Origin of the sequence: Bacillus sp. FSL H8-0534 (assembly GCF_038005885.1) — a bacterium.
In the GTDB taxonomy this organism is placed as follows: Bacteria; Bacillota; Bacilli; order Bacillales; family Bacillaceae_G; genus Bacillus_A; species Bacillus_A pseudomycoides.
Genome location: NZ_JBBOUC010000001.1, coordinates 823,213 through 848,474 on the forward strand (window position 1 = coordinate 823,213; position 25,262 = coordinate 848,474).

Sequence of the window (25,262 nt, forward strand, 5' to 3'; positions counted from 1 at the left end):
CCTTTTTTCGTATAAACTTTTTTAATTCACACAAACTACCCATAAGTGAGTTGCTGTATTATTGTTTTTTGAGAAAACATAATTTTCAACGTAAGCAGATAGCATAAAGAGCTATCTGCTTTTCGTATAATCTTTTTCATTTCACATATACTATCAACGAACCTATTTACCAATACGAGTCATTTTGGTGTTTTGAATTTCTCCTAAATTACCCTTCTTGGGATAAGTATTTTTTGCTTATCCCATTTTGTTGTATATATATTTAAATTTACGTTAACACTATTTACGAGCGTGTTTTCTGATTATTCGTGGTTTTTATCCAGGGTAATCTTTCTCCTAATGAGGACGGCAGGTACGACTGCTTGTCCTTATTTTTTTACTCATACCATTACTTGGAAGTGTTCGTTTGGTTTGCAGTTCTGTTTGCAAACTTGTTAGCACTTTTTTATATTTCTTCTACTAAAAACCTCCATTGTATTTCTTCTATTACTCATCACTCTCACTGCCATTATGACGCAAGTCATCAATTAAATTATGGGATTTTAAAAATCCCATAATTTAATTGATGATTTGTAGTATTTTATCTGAACTCCCTAATAACTAAAAACATTATTACCTATGTTTATGGCTACGTAATAAATTCTTTTTTCGTTTTGGAGATACTTCAAAATCTTAACTTGATGGTGGTGTGGCGCTGCCCCAAGAAGGGACTCGCTTTTCGTGATCCCCTTCCACTGTGCTTAATAAGCTCAAAGTCGAGCATATCTTTTTAGAAGTCCAATTTATCCAATAAAAAAAGCACTCATTAAAGAGTACTTTTAAACGCATTATCAATAAAATGATATCTAAAATAAATAATTACTTTAATGAATAAGTACAAGAATTACCATTATTCACAAGGCGTAACCTATCATTATCTCTTATCATTTTAACAGTAGTTTTTTCTTCTTCACTGCTTTCTGTTGTTTTTCCATTAACCTTAAGATCAGTAAGTTTTACTTGGAATTCATCCTCAAATATTCTTGTATATTGTAACTCCGCAGTTTTCTTATCTCCCTCTTTAGTGAGTCCTTTCCATACCATCTTATCTTTCCCTGAAAACACGATTGTAGGTGGACATTTTGTATTAGTCTTGTCTATCAATTCCCAGGTACCATTAAACCTATACTCATTTTTACTAGATTCATTATTATTTCCACATGCACTTAAGATTAAAATATAACCAACTGATATAGCAATTAGTTTCTTTTTCATAATACGCCTCCAAATATAAATTTGTACCAATTATGAAAATAACTATTCACTTAAGAATATATTATTATATTTACTCTTCCGTTTATCTATTTATTCCCCTATATAGTTTGTCCATAATGGACAACGTCCTATAAGAAACTTTATTTATTTTTAACGAAACTAACAGAAATATGATCAAAAATTAGTTTCCAAACCCATTACTTAAAAACAAAGTACTATAACAAACATTAGATACTGTCTATTGAACATCCTTAACATACGAAATTGTTCACTGTTTATTCAAACTACAGTGAACAAAAAAAACGAACCTAAACAATCTTATTCTTCAAAACTTTAGGACAATTTATTTTCGAAAAGGTACAGTACCACATTTTAAAACAAAAAATAGTTATATATTGGAATTCCCATCATATATCTGTCTTATGCTCTATCTAGAAGGGACTGTTGAAAAATGGGGAATAATCACTTTCATAATGTGTTTGCTGTGAAACAAGAACATTTTGGACAGGTTCTTAAATTAAAGAAATTCTTTGAAGAATTGGATATGGATTTTAATGATTTCACTGATCCTCGCACTCTAGTCAACGTGCTAGAATCAAATCGTGATATAAACTTTTTAAAGTCGTCACAGGAAGCAATCATCGGAGGAGAAGCACTTCAAATTTCAGAATTGATTGAGAAAATTAGCAATATGATTATTAAAGATATATTAGCATTTCCTACTTATCGTTGGGGAGAAAGTATAAACCAAGATATTGTGAGTCAGGTGACCGATGCTATTACTAACATGTTTATTAATTTAAATAAGCAAGATGCTGAACCATGGATCTTCTGGTATAACACTGGGAGTGTTTTTCCAAGATATACTTATAATATTTTAATCGCTATAGATACTCAGGACAAAGACTATCTTACAGACGTTTTAGCAATTAGTTTTGATGTTTTGGTTGTAAAAAAAACTAAACAGGAAGTTTTTTCTTTCACAGTTAATGATAGTGCACAATGCCTTATAATGATGAAACATATGCTTGTTGGGATTAAATTTGAAGATGTTTATCCCTCGTAATCCCCGCCCCTCTACTTATAAGTAGAGGGGCGGTTATTTTTTGCTACACTCTTATATACTTTGAATCACATAGACCTTCACATATATATCGTATTTTGCTGCTAACTGTTCCAATTTCTTTTCCCTATATTTTGTAACTGTAAAGAAATGAATAATTGGCACCTTTCCATTATATTTTTGCTTATAAATTTGCGTAAACTCTTCATACTTTTTTAGCTTCTCTTCATTAATCTTCATTTTTTGTGAACGATCTACTTCAACTGCATGAAGTATCCCTTCTTCATCACTGTATTTTACATCTGGAATAATCTTCTTTTTCTCTCCATTCTTTCTATAACGTATTTTCGTTTCTATTTGCCAATCATCTGGACAGAACAAATGTAACCAAGCTTCATTTCGTAGCAATGCATGTGCCATTTTTCCTCTTGAAACAACAGCACCTTCACCAAACAACGAATGACCTTCTTTATTGAGATAATATACATACTCCTTCCCGTGTATCGCCTAACTGACATATGGTTTCAATTCACCCATTATCCTATTTGCATTCCGTATACCACCCATATCATGTACGCACATCTCAAGAGAAACATATTCCTAATACACCAAACTATAAGCAGGAAGTAGCAAACGGTAAAAACAAGAGTATATTCTATGGTGATAATAAAACAGCACAAGAATTGCTTGACAAATTTGCAGGGAAAGGTACAGTATTAAAAAACGGTAGAGAAAGAGTAGACTTTGGTCAAGTAATAGGAAAATACTATGATATGCAAACTGGGAAATATATAGAGACTACTAGAGGCATGATACACTATGGAAAAGACGGTGCGCACATAGTTCCTTCAAAACCATTAGAACCATAAGAAAAGGATGATACAAATGGAATATAATTCTTTAATAAAAACATTAGATGAGTATGGAGGTAGTGAACTGATAATAGAATGGCAAAGTGGATTAAAGATTATCGGTAAACCAGACACACTCTTTGAAACAGACAATGGGTTGGATGACGATGATGTGAATTATACAGAATATTATGCAGTTGCATTTCAAGTAAATCATATTTTATCCCTTCCTGCTACTAACGAAGGCAGTGTATATGATTGGTTAAGACAAGAGAGAAGTTCATTGGTTGAAATTTCTCTCTATGATGATCCCCCAAGTGCAATATTCTTAGCGGATGGAAAGAAAGTATGGGAAATGGAAGATCATAAATAATAATCACTACTTAAACTTTGACCCTGATTGGCTTTTAGCTTTTCAAGGTTTTTATAGTCATAAAACTTTTTATGACTATATGTTAACCGATATTCGAATAATAAAAAATACATACCATAAATATAACGCCACTGTTAAAAGTGACGTTATACCTTAAAGCTATTTATAATTCCAACGATTTTATTGGCGAATATTGTTTATGAAGCGCTACAACATCCTCGTACATAAATTGTACGTAACGTCACGTCATTGCAATATCTGTATGACCCAGTATTTTTTGTAAAGAAAATAAGTCTCCACCATTCTTTAAGTAAAACTTAGCGCATGTATGACGAAACGTATGCGGGCTTACTCTAACATTCTCTATCATCGCCATCCTTCCATAACGAGCAATCATTTGGTGTAGTCCTCGCTGTTTAAACAACTCACCAGATATATTACAGAATAATTGCTTCGTACTTGCTTCTCCCCTAACGGAAACCCATCGTTTAATAGCATTTTTCGTACCGTTTGTAATCGGTACTTTTCCCATACCGTTATCTAAACCAATTTACATAAGACTCACTAGCCGTAATATAGTACGTAATCCCTTTCGAATTGTGTACTTTGTACTGTGGTGATTCATTAACCTTTACCTTTACATCAATTGTAAACCCTAATCCTGCATACAAAATACCAGCAACATCTTTATTCTGCCAAGATGGAGAATCATAGAAACGTAGGTTGTCCACTTTAGAAACAACACGTTTCCCTACAATAGATGCATCCACTGTGCTTTTCTTATCGAAATTCACATAAGAAGGATTGTATTTAATCCATTGATTCCCTCCAAGATTTAACCATCCTTCTTTTTCAGCCCACACAACATAAGATTCTGGTTTATTCAACTGACGAATAACAGAGTAACTTGTATCTGGCCCTTTACGTAAATTCACACTGTAACCTTGAATATAAGCAACACCATCTGCCACAGCAGTAGGTATTTCTTCTGGTTTAGATAGTTGATTTGGAACAGAAACATCAACATTAGAATTACTATATGCACGCTTCACATCTGCCCGGAATTGAGCTTCTGATACACCGTGAGACTTTAAGTAATCAAGTGGATCTTCATGATCTGTACCACCAAGATACTTCGTTACATCATAGTGAATCACAATCCTTTTTCTACAGATAAGCCACGGTCACGTAAGATTTTAGCTAGTAACTTCACATATTTATCGTAGCTGCGTTTAAACTTCTCATAATCTTTTGTTTCGCAAAGTTCTACGTGTACAAAACGTTTATTAGCAGCGGGTCCACCGCCATAAGTAGTGTACTTTGTATCCGCGATTTGAATCGTCTCGTTCCAATCGACTGCATAGTGTACGAATGCATTTCGCCATGTACGAGTTTCATATTTTTGAATATTAATAGCCGGAGCTTCTGGAGTCGCTATACTATGCGCCACAACGCCTTCATAAACACCAACGCCATAACAGTATGGCTGTTTTGGTAAATCAGGAATAATAAGCGTTCTATCAGCAAACGCCCCTGTAGCAAAACTTAATAGGAGCAATAGAGTCATAAATACAGAGGAAGCTAGTTTCATTGTTTTTTTCATTTATTAAATACAAATGTTACGAATAAAAAGATGGATAATACCAATTTCGTTAATAGTTTCAAAATTTACCCTCCATTTACTTTATTAGGATTATAATGCTATTATATTGTATAAATCAATAATTCAATATATAAAAATATAAGTTTTAGAGAAGGAGACTATCATATGATGAATATAGGGATACATTTCCATGCTCCAGAAGATGAAAATTTCAATTTATCCATATTGAGTTTACTAGAACCTTTTAATTTTCAAGATTATATGTGGCAAATAGATGATGCTGAAATACACGTTAAAGATGAATGTGGTAATTTTACAAACGAGATGTTGTTTGATAATAAACGTTTCATCGCAGGACATAAGTTGGAAGAAACACTACAAAATAAAGACTATTATTTAATTTTCTTAACGATGGTTGCTTTCCCTGATATGAAAAAGAGTAGCCCGACGTGGGTAACTACAGCAACAGATTTTATTAATAGTGATTGTGAATTTTTGTTAAGTATAGTCGACGGTTTTGATATTAGTATTTTATGTAAAAATGAGGATTTACTAAAGACATTGTATCAACATGTTCAGGATCTTGGTTATTTAGATACCAAGTATTTAACAGAAAATACTAGTGGAACGTTTTAACTAGGCATTCATCTAACGCATCTTAAATAAAAAAAGAGGGATTCCCAAAATATAAGGAATCCCTCTTTCACATTACTTCACATATACATAGGCTTCACTTGCAGTTACATAGTATGTTTTGCCTTTGCTGTTGTGTACTTTGTATTGACAAGAATCATTTACACTTACATTCGCATCAATTATAAATACTATACTAACCTCTACTATTCAAGCCATATCTAATCTCTTTATCTATCATTTCATTCCTGGAAAAGTCCTCTCTCTCATTATGAACTCTCCCCCACCGACTGAAGACTGTAAAAAACACACATGTTATAAAAAGGGAATTTTCCAAGGAAAACATAGCCAATTATTGTTATAATTAAATTCGCAATATTTTTCCAGGAGTGTTCCTATGAAGAACAGCAGGATAATGGACATACATACTAGGCACTTCCCTTCCTTAATACGTTCATAGAAATATAGAAAGGATTTATATGATGGGACAATTTCAAAGTAATTTTCAAGCGGCACAACAAATCGCTACGCAGATGAAAGCAGCTTCGAATACGATCCAGAGTGCGACAAATCGGTCTATAACAAAGGCGACGCGTACTACGCTATCTGTTAATTCCAAAGCACAAGAGGCGAACCAACAAGCTTTAGATCTAACGAAACAATTTTGTGCCGCCTTCCAACAAGCAGTCGATAATATTCATTCGGTAGCTAACGAGTTTGAGAGAATGGATAACGAACTTCAAAATACTTTTCGCTAATGTGGCCACCTTCGTAAAGGTAAAACGATAGGAGGAAAAAGATGAGTCAAGATATTGAAAACCAAATCAAACAATTAAATCAAAAATTACGAAGTGTATTCGAAGAGCAGGACCGGAATCAATCTGCGATTCAAACTCAGGAACAAGCGGAAGCAGATTTTCACGAATGGAAAAATCGAAGTAACCGTTTGTTTAACCGAATTCTAGAAACTTGGCATGGTGATAGAGAATTATCTCATTTTTTTATGAATACGCGTCAAGAAGCACAACACATTGAGCGAAAACTTACATTCGAATTGGAAAATCAAAAAGAAACGTTGCTTAAAAAAAGACGAGACCTTAGTGATTTAGAAAACGACCTTTCCTATCAGCAACAACAATTAGTAAGGGAGGTCAATGCATGAGTTTAAATATGTATTTGGGAGAAGTACAAAATCAGACTCAAAGCATGAACGCTGTATGTACTGCTACCATTCAAGGTATGGAACAAGCCATTCAGTCGATTGACGCTTTCGCAAGCGATACTGTCTTGCAAGGACAAACATATGATAGTGCAAAAGCTTTTATTGTAGAAGCCTTTCTTCCTTTAGCACAAGGAATTATTTATTTGTGTGAAGAATTAATTCGTCAAAATGATGCTTTTCCAAGTGATTTTCAATCACAAGTCGCTTCCACAGATGTAATCGAACAAGAAATATTAGAACAAATTCAAGAAATTGACCGAATGAAAACAAGTATGGAAGCTGTCAGTCAAACTATGCCAATCCCAGGTATGGACGCTATGGCGAATCTTTTTACTGTCATGAGGAAAAAACTGCAAGAAAAGTTAGATCATTTGTATCAGTTCAATCAAACATCTAGCAATAAGTATAATACAGCAATTCAATTAGCTGCTAGCATTGCGACAGGCCTTGCCGAAGTCCAAAGCGGAAAAGGGTTTAGTCTTGCAAGTGGCACATTTAGTACGCAAGGGTTGAATATGGAATGGGCAGATTCTATTCAAGAATATTTGGATACTAATATTCGTTTGGATAATAGAATTAAATCGAGTGATGTAGTAGAATCAGATATATTACAAGATGGTACTTCTGAAAAAAATATACTTGAAAAAGTTGTGAGTGGTGTCTGGAATGGTTCTGGACAATTTATTGGAGGAATCGTAGAATTTTTTGATTCACTAGACGATACAGTAGCAAAAGAAAACATGAAGTATGCTATAGGCCATCCCCTAGAGACAGTCTCTACTGCGTGGAATACTTTTTCGGATTCATTTATGAATGATGTTTGGCATGGTGATGCAGAAAGTATTGCAAAATGGGGAACAAATGCTTTTATGGAACTTGGATTAGGATGGATTGGGGATAAAGGGATAAGCAAAGTAGGGAAAGTAACTACACTCGGTGAAAGTGTGAATCTAGCAAAATTCTCAGAAGGTATCTCATCTGTTTCAAATCAGTTACCATTGAAAGACCGATTTGCATTTGCTGGTGGAAATAATATACACTCTAGATTCGATATACCTGATTTTAAACAAGCTGAAGAAAAGCTATCGACTTATCGGTTTGCTAGGGGAGTTGATACTAATACTGTAAAACCAGGAGATACTAGTCCGTTAGCTCCAGGAGGAGGGTTAAATGCCCATGAGGCAAAAAATGGCCAAAGAGGTGGCCACTTACTCAAGAAACACGTTGGAAAAACAGATGCAGAGTTGTTGCAAAGATTACAGAATGATTCTAAAATAACAGGGTCATCAACTTTCACTGATAGAGCTACAGCAGAGAGAGTAGCTAATGAAGTATTAGGTAATCCGCAAAATATAGCAAAAATAAATAGGTGGTTAAACAATCCTAATAGCAGACTAACTTTACCGCTAAGATATAAAGGTAATACTATAATTGGACGATATATCGAAAGAGGATCAAATAGTGCTTTAGATGTGGAAAATGCTATAATTGTTTTGAAAAAAAATAACCAAGGAAGTTTTATTATAACAGGATATCCAGTAAAGTAGAGGAGAATTTATATGGAAGATAGATATAACCCTTATGAAGAATTAGGTGATTTTTTAGCAGGAACATTTCACCAAGACATTGAATCGCCTGAGGAAGCCCTTAATGAATTTATAATGGAAGTTACTAAAATCTGTATTGAAAATACTAAAAATGATATACTTTCATTTTTAAACAGTAATTTAACTGATAGCGAAAAAGAGGAATTTATTAAATATAATACTTATATTTATTACCCAGCATTAAACTTAACACCTATAGAATGGTTAAAACAGACCCTTGAAACACTAAAAGAAGCTTTAAAAAGTAAAAAATAAAATTACAATAAACAAAGCTGACTCAACGTGATATGAGTCGGCTTTGTTAAAATTTCACTAGCCGTAATATAGTACGTATTCCCTTTCGAATTGTGTACTTTGTATTGTGTTGATCCATTGACAGTTATTTTTACATCGATTGTAAAACCTAATCCTGCATCTACTGAACCAGCCACATCTTTATCCTGCCAAGATAGAGAATTATAGAAACGAAGGTTGTCTACTTTAGAAACAACGCGTTTTCCTGGACTTACCCCCGTCAAGTAGACAGCTTTTAAAAAAAGATTAGGCAGCCATCGAGATTCGATATTCAATCAGAGCTCGATGGTTGAGTCGTTTTTGGAATCGTTTGTAGTTATAATGATAGATGTATGTTTCAATTGCTTGAATCTGTTCACGCAATGTATCTCCTTTGAAAAGCGTAATTGTCTTTGAGTACGTGTTAAACGCCACTTATAGTAACTGGAACGATTTAACTGAGCAATGACATCTTTTACAGATTTGGATACTACTTTTTTAAGTAATCCACCTGTGCCTTGTAGTATTCTAATTCTTCTTCCATACTATCGAATTTCGTACGAGAACGACCTTTCAAGGGGTTTTTGAAGCCCTTATTACCGTTGTTTTTTCCCCGTGAGTCTGAAATACCGCCTGTTTCTTGATATTTCCGAACCCAATCCATTAACTGTGTTCTACTTTTAAGCCCATATTTCTTCGCTATAGCTGATTGGCTACCCTCATCATTTAAAAAACTTTCTACAACTTGTATCTTTAATTCATCTGAATAAGTTTGAAATTTAACCCCTTTTTTAACCATAATAAAATCCCCTCCAAGTAGAAGTGTAACATCCATGTTTGTTCATGGTCTTTTTACACTGTCTACCTTAAGGAGATAATATCAGGTTCGAAGTGGACAATAATAGTAGACATTGGTCCCGATCCTGAAACGGGCAAAAGACGCCAAAAATGGTTTTCAGGATATAAAACGAAAAAAGAAGCGCAAACCGATATGACTAAAAGAATCGTAGAAATTGAAGAAGGCTCGTATATCGAGCCCACAAAAATGAGAGCACGTGAATTCTTTATTCAATATCTTGAAGCTAGGAAGATAAAGCTTAGAGAAACCACGTACTATAACTATCGTAAACATATTAATAATCGTATTATACCAAAACTCAGTAACATTCCAATGCAAAAATTAAAGGGTATAGATCTTGAAAAATTTTATAGTGATCTATCAGAAAGTATGAAGCCCACTACGGTACGAAGTATACATCAGATTATTCGTACTGCCCTTTCTTATGCAATGAGACATAAAATTGTTAAAAAGAATGTTGCGGATGTTGTAAGTCCACCTAAAGGGGTAGAAAAAACAGTAAACACTTGGTCTGAGGAAGATGTACTGCGTTTTTTAAAAAATGCTCAGGATAGTCGTTATTATGTAGCTTATCTTCTTGCAATCACTTGTGGAATGCGTAAATGTGAAATACTAGGTCTACAATGGAAAGACATTGATTTTGAAAGAAGAACATCATGAACGAATAAAAGTAGAAAAAGAACGTTACGGAAGTGAATATAACGATTATGATATAGTCTGCCCTACCTTTAATGGTAATCCTTGCAATTTCAGAAGTTTGACACAGCTCTGGAAAAAGCTTATAAAGAAAAGTGAGGTTCCTGATATTCGGTTCCAAGATCTAAGGCATACTCATGCAACTTTAATGTTGAAACAAGGTATTCATCCGAAGATTGTAAGTGAACGTTTAGGACATAAAAGAGTAGGCATCACATTAGACACCTACTCACATGTCGTACCAGGACTTCAAGAAACTGCGGTGGACCAATTTGCAAACGAATTGTTCGGAAATAAAACCGTTCGTTAGAAATTCGTTAGAAATTCGTTAGAAGTTTCGATTTTTTAATGAAATTACCACCTAAAAAAATACAAAATAAAACAATTGTAAAGGGAGCGAAAAACATGAAAGAAATCAAGTCTGAAAAGGAATTCAAGGACATTATCGCAAGCGAGGAGCCAGTAGTAGTTAAGTTCTTCACTACATGGTGCCCAGATTGTGTACGGATGGATAACTTTATCGGAGATGTAATGGAAGAGTTCCAGAAATTCGAATGGTATTCTATTAATAAAGATGAGTTCCCAAGTATTGCAGAAGAGTATCAAGTAATGGGAATTCCTAGCTTATTAGTGTATCAAAATGGTGAAAAACTTGGTCATTTACATAGTGCGAACGCAAAAACAGAAGAGCAAGTTACTGAGTTTTTAGAAGCATACTAAAATAGAAGAAGTGGCTCTGAGATATATTCTTTCAGAGGCACTTTTTTAGTCTTTTTTAATGATTTTCTTTCGTAATTACTTAGTCATTTCTTCAGAAGTGTAATAGGCTATTTCCTCCTGACCAATATACATTAGGATACTTCTTTCTCCTTCATCTCCAAGATACATCTCCATTTTTATATGTAATTAACAAATCATATAGCAGATTACTAATCCCCTTTAATTTTTGTTCATCTTCATTCAATATTCATAAAATAAGCTTCATTTAAACCGCCAAATCCTTTCGAAATAGCTATCGATAGCATAGAAATATCTTGCTTCCTCATTGGACGACTTACCCCCTGTGATACTAAGGATCGTAAAAAACAGGATAATATTTTGCGCATCTCCCCCCTTCCTTATATCGTAAAGGAAATCCGATGAAATTTTTACCTTTTCTCACTTTGTACTTTGCAACATATTTTTCCTTTGCGAAACTTTGTTATCCCCTACTTAAAAAACTATAAAGCGTCAACAATGTTTGTATAGACCCACACGAGTTTCGTTTGATACTCTATTAATAGAAAGAATTTCCTAACAGAAAGGTGAGTGATCATTATGAATTCACTTTCTAATAAAGAAGCTGATAAAGGAGCTATTGTCAGCATTATCGCCTACATATTTTTATCATCACTGAAAATCGTAATTAGCTATATTGCCCTTTCCAGTGCATTACGGGCGGATGGTTTAAATAACTTAACAGATATTGGTGCTTCTTTAGCTGTATTAATTGGTCTTAAAATTTCTCGTAAACCCCGTGATCCGGATCATCCATACGGACATTCACGTGCAGAACAAATCGCTTCACTTGTTGCCTCCTTTATTATGGCGACGGTCAGCTTAGAAGTAATCGTAAGTGCAATTCAATCGTTTTTCAATCCGCAAAAAACCGCACCAAATGTACTTGCAGCATGGGTTGCCTTATTTTGTGCTGTCGTCATGTACGTCGTGTACAAATATAATAATAAAATTGCGCAGCGAACAAAAAGTAAAGCATTAGAAGCCGCTGCAAAAGATAATTTATCAGATGCTCTCGTGAGTATAGGTACAGTTGTCGGCATTGTAGCATCACAGTTCCACATGCCTATCCTCGATCCAATTGCGGCGTTAATCGTTGGCTTTATTATTTGCAAAACTGCGTGGGACATCTTTATAGAAGCTTCTCATATGTTAACTGACGGCATTGATCCGGATAAAATGGAGGAATATTCACAAGCTGTCAGACTCGTTTCTGGTGTTGAACATATTGTTGATATTCGCGCACGTATGTATGGAAACCAAACGTATGTGGATATTACGATTGAAGTAGATGCCCGTATGGACGTGAGTAAAAGCCATCATATTACCGATAAAATTGAAGAAATGTTAGAACGAAAATTTGGAATTTCACACACTCATATTCATGTTGAACCTATGCAAAAAGAACCTATGATGACATAGGTTCTTTTTTGATGAATGCTTGATGAAACATAATACATAAAATAAGCCAACTTCCACCCGCTGCCCAGCCCGCTAATATATCGGATGGATAATGGACACCGAGATATACACGGCTAACAGAAATAGAAAATATAACAAAACATGTAATAAAAATAAGCAACAACTTTTTATGCAGTGTAATGCGATGTTCTGTGATTGTTACATAGGCGATAAACCCTAAAAATGCTGTAGCATTCATCGTATGGCCGCTCGGAAAACTATACCCTGTAGCTGTAACAAGCTGCGTGACATCCGGTCTTGGGCGCTCGTACCATAATTTTAAGAGGCTGTTAAGATAGCGAGATCCATAATAATTAACGATTAAAAATAACGCACTTAACAACTTTTTTCGAATGAGAAAGTACATTACAACTATGATTAATACTGGAAAATATATTTTTTTTGAACCAATATAAGACATCCAGATAAAATAAGCTGTCAAATAATCGTTCCGAAAACCTTGAATAAATTTGGAAATAACATCATCAAATCTCTCAACACAAGCGGTATGATACGAAAGTGATAATCCGACAAAACAAATGAGTAACGTACTTAACAAGTATACATGTCGATATCGTTTCACATACATAACCTCACTATATAAAAATAAGAAATGGAGCGGTTGTTTTAGTTTTCCTCCCCATTTCTTTTTTATGCATCATTTATTAAGAAATATAACTGTTAATTTTTTGCTGCATCGTTGGAATGTCTTCACGTGTTACAGTAAAGCGAACAACTCTTTCATCTAAGTCTAAAGCTTCTGAAAATAAACCTGCTAATCCACGGGCTTTTCTGTCAACTTCCATAATAATGTCCAAACGATCATAAGCACGTGGTAAAATTAATAATTCCAATTCATCCAATTTGCCATAATACTGTCCGGAAACTGGAATGAACTCAAACTCTTGCGCAAATGGAATATTGGCACGTAAATGACGTGGTAATTCTTCACACTCCGCTTGACGAAGCCTAAATCCTAATTGTTTTACGCTATCTAAAACACTGTTTAATAACACATTCGGTAGCACCTGAATGTAATCACGATCACTCGGATCAATACTGTGCTTAATATCAAGACCTGTATGAATCCAAACCGTTTTCATTCCAAATGTAAGTGGCGCTTCAATTGGCATTGAGAATGAAAATGGAATTTCTACTTTTTCATTTGGAGATATCGTAATAGGTTCGGTTAAACGTACTCGTTCTAGATCGAATGTAGCACTTACTTTTTTATCATCTACTTCTCGTATATACGATGTCGATAGTGTTAAATAAATGCTTTCAATTTGTTGATTGACTGATCCACCCGTAATATGAACCACACCTACAATTTCTTCTCCTACTAAATATTCATCTTTCTCAAGAACTGTATCCACTTTTGCATTTCCTATTCCAACGCTTGCTAAAAACTTTTGAAACATGTATCCCCCATCCTTTCTAATGCATGGCGTACATCTTCTCTAACTTCTTGTATATTTTCGTAATAAGGAGGCTTCATCCGTAGCATTCGCATAATAATTTCACAGTTTTCTTTCATTAGCTGTAACTCTTCATACCATGGCCTTTCTTCTTTTGCAGTAGATTCATAGCCAGAGTATAATAAAAATAATGTAAAGTGGCCTAGCGCATAAAAATCACTACGATAGTGAATTTCTCGCATATAGGCTTGTTCTCCTTCATAGGTAGATGCTCGTTCATCGATTTCTTCTATAAATCTAGCTAATCCAAAATCGATAATACTAATCTGCTCCTCTTTTATTAAAATGTTAGGAATTCGTAAGTCTCGGTGAATAATACCTTTACTATGAAAATAAGAAACTGGCTCAAGTACTTTATATAAAATCTGAAAAACCTCACGCTCTTCATATACATGTCCATCTTTGAAAATGAAGTCTTCAAAATTCTTACCTGGCATGTACTCCATTACAAAAAACGGCTGTTTTTTCCATATAAAGCCGTTATATAAGCGCGGTATTGCCGGATGATCTAACTGCTCTAAAATCGCTTGCTCCTGTGCGAATGACCTTCTACCTGACATATATTTTTGCTTACTTTGTCTTAACTGTTTCAAAACTCTTTTTTCTTTCGTTTGCAAATCATAAACGATATATGTAAAGCCATAGCTGCCCATTCCAATTACTGATTCAATTTTATAGCGCTGCGAGACAATTGTATCCATACGCAGCGGTCTATCAAACCAGGCGAGTATATCACGCCATTTCATCAACTACTTGAAAAAAAGCTGCGGCTTTTACGCTTTCTTTTATAATGCTGATGTCCATAGCCATGAGAATTTCTCCTCTTGTTATAATCACTACTTGAATACGAACGACCTCTATGACGATAATCACTACTTGAATACGAACGATATCTATTCTTCTTTCCTAGTAAAGAATCAATAATTTTTTTGAACATCCCTTCACCTCTTGCTTAAAATTTTCTTTTTATTATATCAATAATTACGCTTTATGTTTGTGACAAGTTTGTAAAGAAAGAATTTTGAAGTGTAAAAAACGACGAGTAGATCCCGTCGTTACTTTCACCCTTCCTCCTCATCAAACACTTCATCAATCATACATTTTTCTAGTAAATATTCAAATGTAATATCAGCGAGATCTTCAATCTCTTCTCGCTTTGGTACATACCCTCTCTCAATTAGTTGCTCATAAAAAAACTCCGCAATTTCTTCCGTATCAATTACGACTTCAATTTCCTTCATGAGCATCACCCCTTTATTTCTGTTTTATGAAAAAATCCCAAAATTATGTATACGAGATTAGAAAAATAGATTTTCTTTTCCAAATCATACTTGTCTGTCATATCCTTTCATCTTGCAGCATACGATGTAGTACAAGCTATTTGAAGGGGGAAATACGAATGGAATATCAATATGAAATAGAGCAAAGAAAAGAAGAGTTCATGCATGAAGATAAATGGGCAGACTCTATCATTAAAGGGCTTATTATTTTTTTAACTATTGTAGGTATACCGTACACAATATATATTTTTGTTCAATTCCTTCTTGCTTTCTAACTATTTTTTCTCTGTTAATTTAACTAAATAATTATGGACGACATCCATAACAATTTTATATTCTTCATCTTGAAATGTTTCGTATAATAATTGATAGTCGTTATAAATATCTAATAATCCATCAATAATTTCTTGTCTGCTTGTTTTAATACTCACCTTTTTTGAGTTGTTTATTGACTTCAATTTTCCTAAATCTAATTTATTCATCCCGGCTTTATCTTGTTTCATTTTTTTCAAGATTGCATTAGCAGTTTGTGCATTCGCAAGCAAAGTTAAATCTGATTCATCAGCCTCTAACCACTCACCATCTGTAATTCTCGATAATTCATATATTGTATCTTCCCAGGCATCATTTTTATACCGCCACACCTCTGTGCGAAACCCAACGATACGAAAAACATCTTTATCATATCCCGTAACTTGCACAAGATCACCGAACGTAAAATGATAGCGTAATTCAATCCATTCTGTTTCACCTTTTTTCATTTCTTGTTCCGTAACATGTTGAAGTGTTTGTTCCACGTAATATCCATCATGATTATTAACTTCATATACATAAACGCCATCTAATATTTTCATATTTGTAATTTTGCCAACAGTTCCATATAGCGTAATCACGACTATATCTCCTACATTATATTTAGGTTGTTTTTTTCTTGCCATTTATATCTCTCCTTTTTAAAGTCGTGATTTTGATACCAGTATATGCAAACGGCAGAAAAACGCTTATCACATCAGCTTATATTCAAAAAATTTTTCAATAAAAAAATACATCACTTTTTATAGAGTGATGTACACCAATACAGATATATTTGTATATGTTTAATCGTTATCTTTCTTGTATGTATAGCTCCCACGCCTCATCAAAAATAGACATACTGCCTAGTAATCCACTTAATTCTAAATATGAACTAATTTCATCGTAATCTTCTGATTGCTTCGGAAAACTTAAATCATCGTACATAGCTTCAGCTAAATCTGATATTTCATTTCTGATTAAAGACGCACGATACTTCATCATATAGTGATAAAATGACTTTTTCAAACATATTCCCTACCTTTCTAACTTGGATACATTATACAAGGGTAAAAAGAAAAAAACCAGCATAATCGCTGGTTAAAAGTCGAAATAATTTCTTTTTAGGAGACGTGGACGTTCCATTAATTCTTCATATGTCAATTGTTTTGGTAAATCTTTTGTATAAATTAAAAACAACTGATCTTCTATTTCTTTTACAACATGATCAGCCTGATAGTCCATTCCACATGATGAACACGAAATACATGGTGTCTTTTGAATTTCAATGGCTTTTGTACCATCTGGCAATTCCCAATATACAGTATTCAGACTTTCTCTTGCTTCTGTACTGTCACACCACATACAATTCATACTGCGTCACCCTCAGCTTTTTTGCCATCTTCTAATTTCGACATTTGGGCTTGATACTTTTTATCTTTTAACTGATCACGCTTATCTCGTTTATCTTTTAAAGAAGAATGTGTTTCATTTGTTTCATAATCTTTCCGACGATTCATACGTTGTAAATCATCCGGAACAAGATTAAATTTCTTATCACTCATCAATCCTGCTACACCAATATCCGAACGTTTCTCTTCATATGTTGGATAAATCTCTTTAAAGTAACCTTCCGCTCTTCCTGGTACATAGTTTTCTGGTTCTGGATATGTTGTAATAACACCTTCAAAGTTACGAAGAACAACTTTATCTGCGCTTTGTGAAATTAAATAATTTGGCTGAAGAGCAATTTTCCCGCCGCCTCCTGGTGCATCTACAACGAACGTTGGGACCGCATAACCAGACGTATGTCCACGTAACCCTTCAATAATTTCTAATCCTTTTGAAACCGGAGCGCGGAAATGACCGATACCTTCTGATAAATCACATTGATAAATGTAATACGGACGAACACGAATTTTTACTAAATCGTGCATCAGTTTTTTCATAATCGGAACGCTATCATTAATACCTGCTAAAATAACCGCTTGGTTTCCAATTGGAACACCTGCATTTGCAAGCATTTCACATGCTAGTTTTGATTCTTCTGTAATTTCAATAGAAGTGTTAAAGTGCGTATTTAACCATACTGGGTGATATTTTTTAATAATATTACATAGATTTTCTGTAATACGTTGCGGGAATACAACTGGCGCTCTCGTTCCGATACGAATAATTTCCACATGCGGAATTGCGCGTAAATTTTTTAATACGTATTCTAAGATTTTATCATTAATAAGAAGACCATCCCCACCAGAAATTAAAACATCTCGTACTTGTGGCGTTTCACGAATATAAGCAATTGCATCATCTAATTGTTTTTTCGGAACACCCATTCCAATTTGTCCACTAAAACGACGACGTGTACAGTAACGACAGTACATAGAACATTGATTTGTTACTAAAAATAACACGCGGTCTGGATAACGATGTGTTAAACCTGGAACTGGTGAATCCTCATCTTCATGAAGCGGATCTTCTAAATCATACTTTGTTTTATATAATTCTTCCGAAATCGGTACAGATTGCATCCGAATCGGACAGCGTGGATCATCAGGATTCATAAGAGAAGCATAGTACGGTGTAATATTTAACGGAATCGTTTTTGTTGAAATTTTAACACCTTCTTCTTCTTCTGGTGTCAAATTAATCACTTTCTTTAAATCATCTAACGTTTTGATCGTATTCGTTAATTGCCAAACCCAATCATTCCATTGCTCTTCTGTAACATCTTTCCATAATTCGATATCTTTCCAGTGACGATTTGGTTTGTATACATCATGTAACATTGCTATTCCCCCTTTTTTTACGCTCGCCATTTATATAAGCAATAATTATGCCAACTCCACATTTTCAAGAAGTGATGACGAAAGATACCCTATTATATATGAGAAAAAATATTTTTCTTATTTTAAATGGCGCTCTACTCAATACAATATTCGTTACTTTCTGTATATGTAAACGCTCTTTTTTTGGTGCAAACACACAAAAACCGCCAATTATTCGGCGGTTTTGTCATACTTATTTAATTTATACTGCAATGTTTGTCTTGGAATACCTAATAATTTAGCAGCTTGCAAAATATTCCCATCCGTTTCCATTAGCGCTTGATTAATTAATTCTTTCTCTGTTTGGTGAAGTGCCTCACGTAATGGAAGAATAGATTTCTTCTGTTTCTTTGAATCTACTTCTTTTCGAAATGTTCGTGGTAAACAACTAACTGTTAATGAACCTCCTTCTGCAATAATTACAGCGTGTTCAATCGTGTGTTTTAACTCTCTTACATTTCCAGGCCAATGATATGCTAGCAACCTTTCTTTCGTCCCATTATCAATATGGAGCACCTGTTTTTTATATTCTTTGTTATAGTCTCTTAAAAAGTAGGATGCTAACAATAATACATCTTCTTTTCGTTCACGAAGCGGTGGAATATATAGAGAAAATACATTTAAACGATAATATAAATCGGTACGAATTTTATTTTCACGTAAACATACTTCTGGAGGTTGATTCATCGCCGTAATCACGCGAACATCTACTTTTCTCGTCTTACTATCACCGATGCGACGAATTACTCCATCTTCTAATGCACGTAGCATTTTCGCCTGCAGATCAAGGGGCATCGAATTTAATTCATCTAAAAATAATGTCCCTCCATCTGCAAGTTCAAATAGCCCCGCACGTTCAATAGCTCCAGTATAACTCCCTTTAGTTGTCCCAAATAATAGACTTTCTAGTAAGGACTCTGGAAGAGCTGCACAATTCTGGGCAATAAACGGTTTGTTTTTACGGTTGGAAGCCTCATGAATCGCTTGTACAAATAGTTCCTTTCCTGTTCCTGTTTCCCCGTATATTAAAACGTTTGCATTTGTTGGAGCTACCTTTTGCGCCAAATCTTTTGTTTGTTTAAAGCGGGAATCATTCGTCACAATTGTATTAAAAGCAACGTGTTTTTTTGTTATCTTCTTCCTAGAGGATCGTTTCATTTTCGATTGTAAATCAACAATTGTATCCGTTAATTTTTGAATCGTCGAGTAATCTTTTGCGATTTCAACAGCACCTGCAATTTCACCTTCTATAAAAATAGGTAATGTGGTATTTACAGTACAAACATCTTCACCATTTAAATTTTGATAACGCTGCACTTGATGTAAAATCGGCTTTTTTGTATTTAAAACTTTCATAAGTGTACTCGTTTCCCTTGATAGAGATGGGAATGCTTCTAATAAATGCTTACCCAATACATTCTCAATCTTTGATCCGTCATGTTTTGCAGCAACAGTATTATAAAAAATTGTAATACCATTCTCATCCACAGCATGAATCGCTTCATCAATACTGCCCAAAATCGCTTCAATGACTTCTTGTGTCGAAACTGCCAGCAATGTCATTCCCCCCTCTTGCTAAAAATTCAGCAATTTATATGCCGAATTTCCGGCACCCCTGTGCGCGATTATAAGCATTACGATTCCGTTCTACTTTTCTATTTATTTCATATCATTACTTTCCCGCCAACAAGTAATAAAGTGCAACTCTAATCAGCGGGGGGCTTCATCCCCCACTGATTATTAGCCCACAGCAATCCGGTATTCTAAACTTTCAAGTAAAGATTTTACTACCCATTCATGCGGGATAAATCTTTTACCCATACATTCATATCTTCTAATTTATCAAAAATATAACAATTATTTGCTAGCCTTCCTGTGTATGTATATCCTAGCTGATGAAAAGCTGCATTCATACCAAACGAAAGTGAACGTGCGATTGTGTAAGAACAAAAGATTGCTCTCTCTTGTAGTTCTTCTTCTAACTTAATGAGTAAACTTTTCATAAATCCATGCTTTCGATATTCAGGTAAAGTTGCACAATTCGTTAATTCTGCGTTACCTTCTTTCACATTCATTTCTGCTGAAGCAGTACTAATAATACGTTCCTCTGATTCATACACATAATAAATCGTATCTTCTTTCATCGTCTGAACAATATAGTCTGCTTCATTTAACGGTGTCGGATAAATTTCAAACACTTTTCCAAATACACCTGCCAATTCTTCTGCGTCTGCCTCTGTCGCTTTTCGTAGTACAAATTTTTCTGGAACTTGTTTCTCCTTTACTTCCTTTTCTCTCACACCATCTATAATGCGGTCCTCATCAATCCACTGGATACTATTTCGTCTTTCATCATCACGATATTTTACGAAAAAGTATGCATCATGTCCTTGAAAATAATGTGGAATCGTCGCTTCTAATAAAAAGCCAAAAGAGAGCCACGCCGAAACATGCTCTCCCTTTCCTTTTATAATGCATTTGGTGAAAGAATGCTTCTCTGCTAACTCTTCTATTTTTCGCATAAGACTTTCTACATTTCCTGTATAATGATCTACCCGAATACGTTTATTAAAATAATCTAGCACTCCTTCTACAGTATAGTAGTTTGTCTGTTCTCTGAATGATTCATAATAGTTCATTTTTTCACCTCACACCAGTCTAGTAATGTACATGCAATAACTTTTGCTGCGGCAATCATTTTATCCACTTCAATGTATTCATTTGGATAGTGGGCTACCTTTGTCTCTCCTGGTCCGAATATAATGGTTGGGATTTCTGCGATTTGTGTAAATAAACCACCATCTGTGCCCCATGGTGATGCTTCTATAATTGGACTTCTTCCTTCAATTTGAGCAAAATTATCTTGAAGCGTTGTAATGAGCGCATGCTCCTCATCTAATTCACCTGGGACCCACCTTGCCCCAAACCATTCTACCTCTACTGGATATTCTTCGAACCATGGATCTACATTCTTTAATTGCCCTATCCAATTTTCAAATTCTTCTTTTACCGCCTCCATAGTCTCATTCGGCGCAACTCCACATCTTCCTTCTAAAATCAACGAATCTGGTACGGAGCTTGGCCAGCTACCACCTTCAATTTTCCCAACATTGATTGGAACAGGGATTGGAATTTCTTTATATAACGGGTCTGTAATCCGTTCATTTCTTTTCTGTTCTAATTGTCTCAAATGTTCAACAACAAACACGCTCTTTTCAATTGCACTTACTCCTTCATAACGAGTCCCGCCATGTGCTGCTTTTCCTTTCACATGCAAGCGAAACCACATCGAACCTTGTTGTTTCGGGAAAAACTTCATATTTGTTGGTTCTGGAATGATAACCCCATCTGCCTTATACCCTCGTAAAATTGCTGCTAAAGTACCTGCTCCACCGCTCTCCTCTTCTATTACACTTTGAAAATAAATATCTCCTTTTAACTCAATACCCAGTTCTACAATCGCTTCGATTGCCAGCATAAGCGCCACATTGCCGCCCTTCATATCGGTTGTTCCACGACCATATATGCGATTCCCTACTTTTTCACCACTATATGGATGGTGTTCCCACTGATTCACATCACCTTCTGGTACAACATCGATATGTCCATTTAAAATCATTGATTTTCCATCGCCGCTTCCTTTTAACGTCGCAACAATATTTGGGCTATCTGAAAAATTCGTTCTTGGAGATACAAAATAAGGATGATCTTTCATTTTTGTAAAAGAAGGCTCCCAAATATCGAGATCTAAACCTAATTCACGTAGTTTTTCAATGACAATTGCTTGCGCGCCGCTCTCATCTCCAGATACACTTTTTTCTTGAATTAATCGTTTTAAGAGCTTTACACTTTCTCCTTCATGACTTTCAATATAATCACACACTTGTTTTTTTAATTGCTCCATATTTGTTAGCTCCTCTCATTCAATCACAAGTAAATTAGAACTCACATGAAAAGATGCCTCCGTATTTCGTTTTACATCCTCTACTGTATAAGGGCTCATTAACTCTTGGAGTATTAAACCTTCAGAAGTAACTTCCATTACAGCCATATCTGTAATAATTAAATCCACGCACCTTTTCGACGTTAATGGAAGCGTACATTCTGAAACAATTTTTGCATTTCCATACTTATCAACGTGATTCATCACAACAACGACCCGCTTTGCTTTTTGCGCTAAATCCATCGCTCCGCCAATACCAGGAACACGTTTCCCGGGAACAATCCAATTTGCTAAATCACCTTTTTCACTTACTTGTAGTGAACCAAGTATTGTTACATCAAGCAACCCTTTTCGAATCATTCCAAATGCCGTGCAACTGTCAAAATAACTTGCTCCTGTAATGAGTGACGTCGGCAATCCAGCCGCATTACACAAGTTTTCATCTTCGCTTCCTTTACTTGGCGTCGGGCCCATTCCAACGATTCCATTTTCCGCCTGGAACATAACATGTATATCTTCAGGCAAATGGTTAGGTACAAGAGAAGGGATACCAATCCCTAAATTTACAATCATTCCATTTTGAATTTCTTTCGCAGCACGCCTTGCTATCTTATCTCGTACTTCTACTCCCATACCCATTTCCAATTCACTCCTTCCGACGGCACAATATAATTTACAAAAACACCTGGAACAACAATTTCCTCAGGATCTAAACTTCCAAGCGGTACGATTTCTTCTGCCTCAACAATTGTAATATCTCCAGCCATCGCAACGTGTGGATTCATATTGCGAGCACTTTTATCAAACACAAGATTGCCAAACGGATCCGCCTTCTTCGCATATACAATCGATACCTCTGCAGTTAAAGCCGTTTCCAATAAATATGTTTTTCCGTTCATTTCGACTGTTCGTTTTCCTTCCTCTACAATCGTATCCACACCAACATCGACAAGAATTCCGCCTAATCCCATTCCACCTGCACGAATTCGCTCTGCTAGCGTTCCCTGAGGCGAAAACTCAATCCGTAATCGTCCTTCATTTAACTGTCTTCCTGCATTTGGATTTGAACCAATATGAGAAGTAATTAATGATTTCACTCGCTCATTTGTTACAAGGCGGCCAATTCCTACATCTGGAAATCCCGTATCATTTCCGATTAAATGTAAATTTGTAATTCCTTTTTGTGCAATAGCCTGTATTAATGATGGAGGGGATCCAATTCCGCCAAACCCTCCAAACATTAACGTCATATCATCATGAAACAATGACATAATCTCTTCAATTTCTTTTAATTTACCAAATGTATTTGTAATGGTTGTCATACGATACTGTGCCCTCCTTTTTGCATCATCTCTTCCACACTTTTCGCAAAAATCTCAAGTAACTCATCTAACTCAGAATATGTAGTTGTCATTGGCGGTGCAACAAGCAGCGCACTATCCTCTTTTCCTGCTTGCCCTGAAACAGCTTGATATAAAAGAAGTCCGTTTTTCGCCGCGACTGAAATGAGCTCAGACGCTTTTGTAAACGATTGCAATTCTACTCCGATCAGGAGTCCTTTTCCGCGCACATCGGCAATAATTGTCGATTGCTGCTGAACTTTCTGCAATCCTTTTATTAAATATTCTCCTTTTTCAGCTGTTTTTTCAGGTAAGTTATGTTTCTCCATATATTCAATAACCGCTAAAGCTGTCGCGGCTGATAACGGGTTAGCACTTAGCGTATGCCCACTCATAACTGATCGCGACCCTCGTAAAATCGGTTCCATCACACGGTCACTCACAACCGTCGCGGCCATCGGTGTATAACCAGCACCTAGACCCTTTCCTAACGTCATGATGTCTGGCTCCACGCCCCAGTGTTCCATCGCAAACCATGCACCTGTACGCCCAAGGCCTGTCATCACCTCATCAGCAATAAATAAAATATCATAATGGCTACAAATATCTTTAATTACTTTATAATATTCTTTCGGTGGTACAACCGCACCGCCTGCCGCCCCAATAATCGGTTCAGCTATAAAAGCTGCAATATGTTCTGCACCAATTCGTTCAATTGCTCGTTCTAATTCCGTTGCACAAGAAAGCTGACACGTTGGATATACTTTCTGCACCGGACAACGGAAACAATACGGCGCTGGAACAGTTGGATAATCTTCTAAAATAGATACAAATCGCTGGCGACGAAGTGGATGCCCTGACATTGATAAAGCTCCCATCGTAATACCGTGATAACTCATCCAACGTGATAAAATTTTATGTTTCCCTTGAATACCGCGCTCTTGAAAATGTTGAATCGCAATTTTCATAGCCGTTTCATTCGCTTCTGTACCACTATTCACAAAGAAACTCCAGTTCAAATCTCCTACACTTAAATCACTTAACTTCTTTGCTAACTTCTCAGCTGGCTCACTCGTAAACTGTGAGCGGTACACAAAAGCAATCTCCTCTGCCTGCTTTTTAATCACTTCCGCAATCTCTGTTACGCCATGTCCGATACCTGCCGTAATCGCTCCTGACGAACCATCAAAATATTTATTACCATTTTGATCATACAAATACACACCTTTTCCATGTGAAATCATTGGATACGGCTGACCAACAAGTGGCTTAATTAAGTAATCGCGCATAGCGCTCCCCCATTTCTCCAATTTGTATATATATATGAAGAAAATTGACGTTTCTTTCATAAAAAAGAACCCTCTGCAAACGCAGTGAATTTATCAAAAAACTATTATAAAATATACAAATGAGTGCTAAAAATCAAAATA

General features: G+C 35.4%; 33 protein-coding genes and 4 pseudogenes. 14 read left to right on the forward strand and 23 right to left on the reverse strand.

The annotated features are described in order from the left end of the window. Nucleotides 1-858: 858 nt before the first annotated feature. Entirely contained in the window at nucleotides 859-1,254 is a 396-nt protein-coding gene (locus MHH71_RS04245; RefSeq protein WP_018782199.1) for a hypothetical protein, read from the reverse strand. 451 nt (nucleotides 1,255-1,705) lie between these two features. Between MHH71_RS04245 and MHH71_RS04250 the strand changes: the two genes are divergently transcribed. Beyond that, nucleotides 1,706-2,320 (forward strand): insecticidal crystal protein CryET29, encoded by a 615-nt coding sequence (locus MHH71_RS04250; RefSeq protein WP_006094786.1) that lies wholly within the window; start codon nucleotides 1,706-1,708, stop codon nucleotides 2,318-2,320. Between the two features lie 51 nt (nucleotides 2,321-2,371). On the opposite strand, the gene MHH71_RS04255 is transcribed toward MHH71_RS04250, so the two are convergent. After that, nucleotides 2,372-2,821, reverse strand: a complete 450-nt coding sequence (locus tag MHH71_RS04255; RefSeq protein ID WP_240517031.1) for a replication-relaxation family protein — start codon at nucleotides 2,819-2,821, stop codon at nucleotides 2,372-2,374. A gap of 14 nt (nucleotides 2,822-2,835) precedes the next feature. On the opposite strand from MHH71_RS04255, the gene MHH71_RS04260 reads away from it, so the two are divergent. Then, complete coding sequence (locus MHH71_RS04260) at nucleotides 2,836-3,186, forward strand: polymorphic toxin type 50 domain-containing protein (protein WP_006094784.1); 351 nt, start codon at nucleotides 2,836-2,838, stop codon at nucleotides 3,184-3,186. Between the two features lie 16 nt (nucleotides 3,187-3,202). Then, nucleotides 3,203-3,541 carry a hypothetical protein gene (locus MHH71_RS04265; RefSeq protein ID WP_006094783.1) on the forward strand — a complete coding sequence of 113 codons (339 nt, stop codon included), beginning with the start codon at nucleotides 3,203-3,205 and terminating at the stop codon, nucleotides 3,539-3,541. A gap of 241 nt (nucleotides 3,542-3,782) precedes the next feature. On the opposite strand, the gene MHH71_RS04270 is transcribed toward MHH71_RS04265, so the two are convergent. Continuing rightward, nucleotides 3,783-4,073, reverse strand: coding sequence for a tyrosine-type recombinase/integrase (locus tag MHH71_RS04270; RefSeq protein ID WP_006094782.1), 291 nt, complete (start codon nucleotides 4,071-4,073; stop codon nucleotides 3,783-3,785). Between the two features lie 4 nt (nucleotides 4,074-4,077). After that, nucleotides 4,078-5,144: pseudogene (locus tag MHH71_RS04275) on the reverse strand (N-acetylmuramoyl-L-alanine amidase). A gap of 168 nt (nucleotides 5,145-5,312) precedes the next feature. On the opposite strand from MHH71_RS04275, the gene MHH71_RS04280 reads away from it, so the two are divergent. Beyond that, the gene (locus MHH71_RS04280; RefSeq protein WP_033799648.1) at nucleotides 5,313-5,780 is read left to right on the forward strand and encodes a DUF2691 family protein; all 468 of its coding nucleotides are present in this window, start codon (nucleotides 5,313-5,315) and stop codon (nucleotides 5,778-5,780) included. Between the two features lie 72 nt (nucleotides 5,781-5,852). Here the strand turns inward: MHH71_RS04280 and MHH71_RS04285 are convergent. After that, nucleotides 5,853-5,966: pseudogene (locus MHH71_RS04285) on the reverse strand (N-acetylmuramoyl-L-alanine amidase); the annotation flags it as partial. A 293-nt stretch (nucleotides 5,967-6,259) separates the two neighbouring features. Between MHH71_RS04285 and MHH71_RS04290 the strand changes: the two are divergent. Genes MHH71_RS04290 through MHH71_RS04305 form a run of 4 tightly spaced genes read left to right on the forward strand, consistent with a single transcriptional unit; the run spans nucleotide 6,260 to nucleotide 8,861 of the window. Beyond that, nucleotides 6,260-6,535, forward strand: a complete 276-nt coding sequence (locus MHH71_RS04290) for a TIGR04197 family type VII secretion effector (RefSeq protein WP_033799647.1) — start codon at nucleotides 6,260-6,262, stop codon at nucleotides 6,533-6,535. Nucleotides 6,536-6,576: 41 nt separating this feature from the next. Next, nucleotides 6,577-6,939 (forward strand): DUF3958 family protein, encoded by a 363-nt coding sequence (locus tag MHH71_RS04295; RefSeq protein WP_006094777.1) that lies wholly within the window; start codon nucleotides 6,577-6,579, stop codon nucleotides 6,937-6,939. Further along, nucleotides 6,936-8,546, forward strand: a complete 1,611-nt coding sequence (locus MHH71_RS04300) for an RNase A-like domain-containing protein (protein ID WP_033798856.1) — start codon at nucleotides 6,936-6,938, stop codon at nucleotides 8,544-8,546. Before MHH71_RS04295 ends, MHH71_RS04300 begins: the two co-directional genes overlap by 4 nt. Before the next feature lie 12 nt (nucleotides 8,547-8,558). Then, entirely contained in the window at nucleotides 8,559-8,861 is a 303-nt protein-coding gene (locus MHH71_RS04305) for a contact-dependent growth inhibition system immunity protein (protein ID WP_003203825.1), read from the forward strand. A gap of 2 nt (nucleotides 8,862-8,863) precedes the next feature. Here MHH71_RS04305 and MHH71_RS04310 read toward each other — a convergent pair. The 3 genes and pseudogenes from MHH71_RS04310 to MHH71_RS04320 form a co-directional block, all read right to left on the reverse strand. After that, a pseudogene (locus MHH71_RS04310) lies at nucleotides 8,864-9,106 on the reverse strand (N-acetylmuramoyl-L-alanine amidase); the annotation flags it as partial. 40 nt (nucleotides 9,107-9,146) lie between these two features. Beyond that, a complete protein-coding gene (locus tag MHH71_RS04315; protein ID WP_323957796.1) occupies nucleotides 9,147-9,263 on the reverse strand; it encodes an IS3 family transposase in 117 nt (38 codons plus the stop codon). A gap of 106 nt (nucleotides 9,264-9,369) precedes the next feature. Continuing rightward, complete coding sequence (locus MHH71_RS04320; protein ID WP_033798855.1) at nucleotides 9,370-9,678, reverse strand: helix-turn-helix domain-containing protein; 309 nt, start codon at nucleotides 9,676-9,678, stop codon at nucleotides 9,370-9,372. Between the two features lie 111 nt (nucleotides 9,679-9,789). Between MHH71_RS04320 and MHH71_RS04325 the strand changes: the two are divergent. The 5 genes and pseudogenes from MHH71_RS04325 to MHH71_RS04345 form a co-directional block, all read left to right on the forward strand. Continuing rightward, nucleotides 9,790-9,846 (forward strand): annotated as a pseudogene (locus MHH71_RS04325) (hypothetical protein); the annotation flags it as partial. A gap of 24 nt (nucleotides 9,847-9,870) precedes the next feature. Next, the gene (locus tag MHH71_RS04330) at nucleotides 9,871-10,398 is read left to right on the forward strand and encodes a tyrosine-type recombinase/integrase (protein ID WP_006094770.1); all 528 of its coding nucleotides are present in this window, start codon (nucleotides 9,871-9,873) and stop codon (nucleotides 10,396-10,398) included. Continuing rightward, a complete protein-coding gene (locus tag MHH71_RS04335; RefSeq protein WP_029427391.1) occupies nucleotides 10,373-10,744 on the forward strand; it encodes a tyrosine-type recombinase/integrase in 372 nt (123 codons plus the stop codon). The genes MHH71_RS04330 and MHH71_RS04335 overlap by 26 nt, the downstream gene beginning before the upstream one ends. 95 nt (nucleotides 10,745-10,839) lie before the next feature. Beyond that, nucleotides 10,840-11,154: a thioredoxin family protein gene (locus MHH71_RS04340; protein ID WP_016114761.1), complete on the forward strand. Its 315-nt coding sequence runs from the start codon at nucleotides 10,840-10,842 to the stop codon at nucleotides 11,152-11,154. 597 nt (nucleotides 11,155-11,751) lie between these two features. Then, a complete protein-coding gene (locus MHH71_RS04345; protein ID WP_139358610.1) occupies nucleotides 11,752-12,633 on the forward strand; it encodes a cation diffusion facilitator family transporter in 882 nt (293 codons plus the stop codon). Here MHH71_RS04345 and MHH71_RS04350 read toward each other — a convergent pair. From MHH71_RS04350 to MHH71_RS04370, 5 genes are all read right to left on the reverse strand, one after another. After that, entirely contained in the window at nucleotides 12,620-13,255 is a 636-nt protein-coding gene (locus MHH71_RS04350; RefSeq protein ID WP_018782185.1) for a phosphatase PAP2 family protein, read from the reverse strand. The genes MHH71_RS04345 and MHH71_RS04350 overlap by 14 nt on opposite strands. An 82-nt stretch (nucleotides 13,256-13,337) precedes the next feature. After that, nucleotides 13,338-14,093: a sporulation protein gene (locus MHH71_RS04355; protein ID WP_018766371.1), complete on the reverse strand. Its 756-nt coding sequence runs from the start codon at nucleotides 14,091-14,093 to the stop codon at nucleotides 13,338-13,340. Next, nucleotides 14,075-14,896 (reverse strand): serine/threonine protein kinase, encoded by an 822-nt coding sequence (locus MHH71_RS04360; RefSeq protein ID WP_018782184.1) that lies wholly within the window; start codon nucleotides 14,894-14,896, stop codon nucleotides 14,075-14,077. Before MHH71_RS04360 ends, MHH71_RS04355 begins: the two co-directional genes overlap by 19 nt. Beyond that, entirely contained in the window at nucleotides 14,896-15,087 is a 192-nt protein-coding gene (locus tag MHH71_RS04365; protein ID WP_017149660.1) for a hypothetical protein, read from the reverse strand. The genes MHH71_RS04360 and MHH71_RS04365 overlap by 1 nt, the downstream gene beginning before the upstream one ends. 124 nt (nucleotides 15,088-15,211) lie before the next feature. Then, nucleotides 15,212-15,391 (reverse strand): YozD family protein, encoded by a 180-nt coding sequence (locus MHH71_RS04370; RefSeq protein WP_018782183.1) that lies wholly within the window; start codon nucleotides 15,389-15,391, stop codon nucleotides 15,212-15,214. A gap of 158 nt (nucleotides 15,392-15,549) precedes the next feature. On the opposite strand from MHH71_RS04370, the gene MHH71_RS04375 reads away from it, so the two are divergent. Then, nucleotides 15,550-15,705, forward strand: coding sequence for a DUF3930 family protein (locus MHH71_RS04375; protein ID WP_003197522.1), 156 nt, complete (start codon nucleotides 15,550-15,552; stop codon nucleotides 15,703-15,705). Here MHH71_RS04375 and MHH71_RS04380 read toward each other — a convergent pair whose 3' ends face one another. From MHH71_RS04380 to MHH71_RS04425, 10 genes are all read right to left on the reverse strand, one after another. Next, nucleotides 15,706-16,368, reverse strand: a complete 663-nt coding sequence (locus MHH71_RS04380) for a hypothetical protein (protein ID WP_006094764.1) — start codon at nucleotides 16,366-16,368, stop codon at nucleotides 15,706-15,708. It abuts the gene before it with no gap. Nucleotides 16,369-16,534: 166 nt separating this feature from the next. After that, on the reverse strand, nucleotides 16,535-16,750 hold the full coding sequence (locus MHH71_RS04385) for a YozE family protein (RefSeq protein WP_018766382.1): 216 nt from the start codon (nucleotides 16,748-16,750) through the stop codon (nucleotides 16,535-16,537). Nucleotides 16,751-16,822: 72 nt separating this feature from the next. Further along, the gene (locus MHH71_RS04390; RefSeq protein ID WP_018766383.1) at nucleotides 16,823-17,095 is read right to left on the reverse strand and encodes a YokU family protein; all 273 of its coding nucleotides are present in this window, start codon (nucleotides 17,093-17,095) and stop codon (nucleotides 16,823-16,825) included. Next, nucleotides 17,092-18,510, reverse strand: coding sequence for a lysine 2,3-aminomutase (gene ablA, locus MHH71_RS04395; RefSeq protein ID WP_018766384.1), 1,419 nt, complete (start codon nucleotides 18,508-18,510; stop codon nucleotides 17,092-17,094). The genes MHH71_RS04390 and ablA overlap by 4 nt, the downstream gene beginning before the upstream one ends. Nucleotides 18,511-18,720: 210 nt before the next feature. Next, nucleotides 18,721-20,112, reverse strand: coding sequence for a sigma-54 interaction domain-containing protein (locus tag MHH71_RS04400; protein ID WP_003197487.1), 1,392 nt, complete (start codon nucleotides 20,110-20,112; stop codon nucleotides 18,721-18,723). Between the two features lie 224 nt (nucleotides 20,113-20,336). Then, on the reverse strand, nucleotides 20,337-21,188 hold the full coding sequence (ablB, locus tag MHH71_RS04405; protein WP_033798854.1) for a putative beta-lysine N-acetyltransferase: 852 nt from the start codon (nucleotides 21,186-21,188) through the stop codon (nucleotides 20,337-20,339). Continuing rightward, nucleotides 21,185-22,453, reverse strand: a complete 1,269-nt coding sequence (locus tag MHH71_RS04410) for a peptidase (protein WP_006094762.1) — start codon at nucleotides 22,451-22,453, stop codon at nucleotides 21,185-21,187. Before MHH71_RS04410 ends, ablB begins: the two co-directional genes overlap by 4 nt. A gap of 15 nt (nucleotides 22,454-22,468) precedes the next feature. Next, entirely contained in the window at nucleotides 22,469-23,131 is a 663-nt protein-coding gene (locus MHH71_RS04415; protein WP_018766387.1) for a CoA transferase subunit B, read from the reverse strand. After that, complete coding sequence (atoD, locus tag MHH71_RS04420; RefSeq protein ID WP_018782162.1) at nucleotides 23,116-23,814, reverse strand: acetate CoA-transferase subunit alpha; 699 nt, start codon at nucleotides 23,812-23,814, stop codon at nucleotides 23,116-23,118. Before atoD ends, MHH71_RS04415 begins: the two co-directional genes overlap by 16 nt. Then, a complete protein-coding gene (locus tag MHH71_RS04425) occupies nucleotides 23,811-25,121 on the reverse strand; it encodes an aspartate aminotransferase family protein (protein ID WP_018782161.1) in 1,311 nt (436 codons plus the stop codon). Before MHH71_RS04425 ends, atoD begins: the two co-directional genes overlap by 4 nt. Nucleotides 25,122-25,262 lie beyond the last annotated feature (141 nt).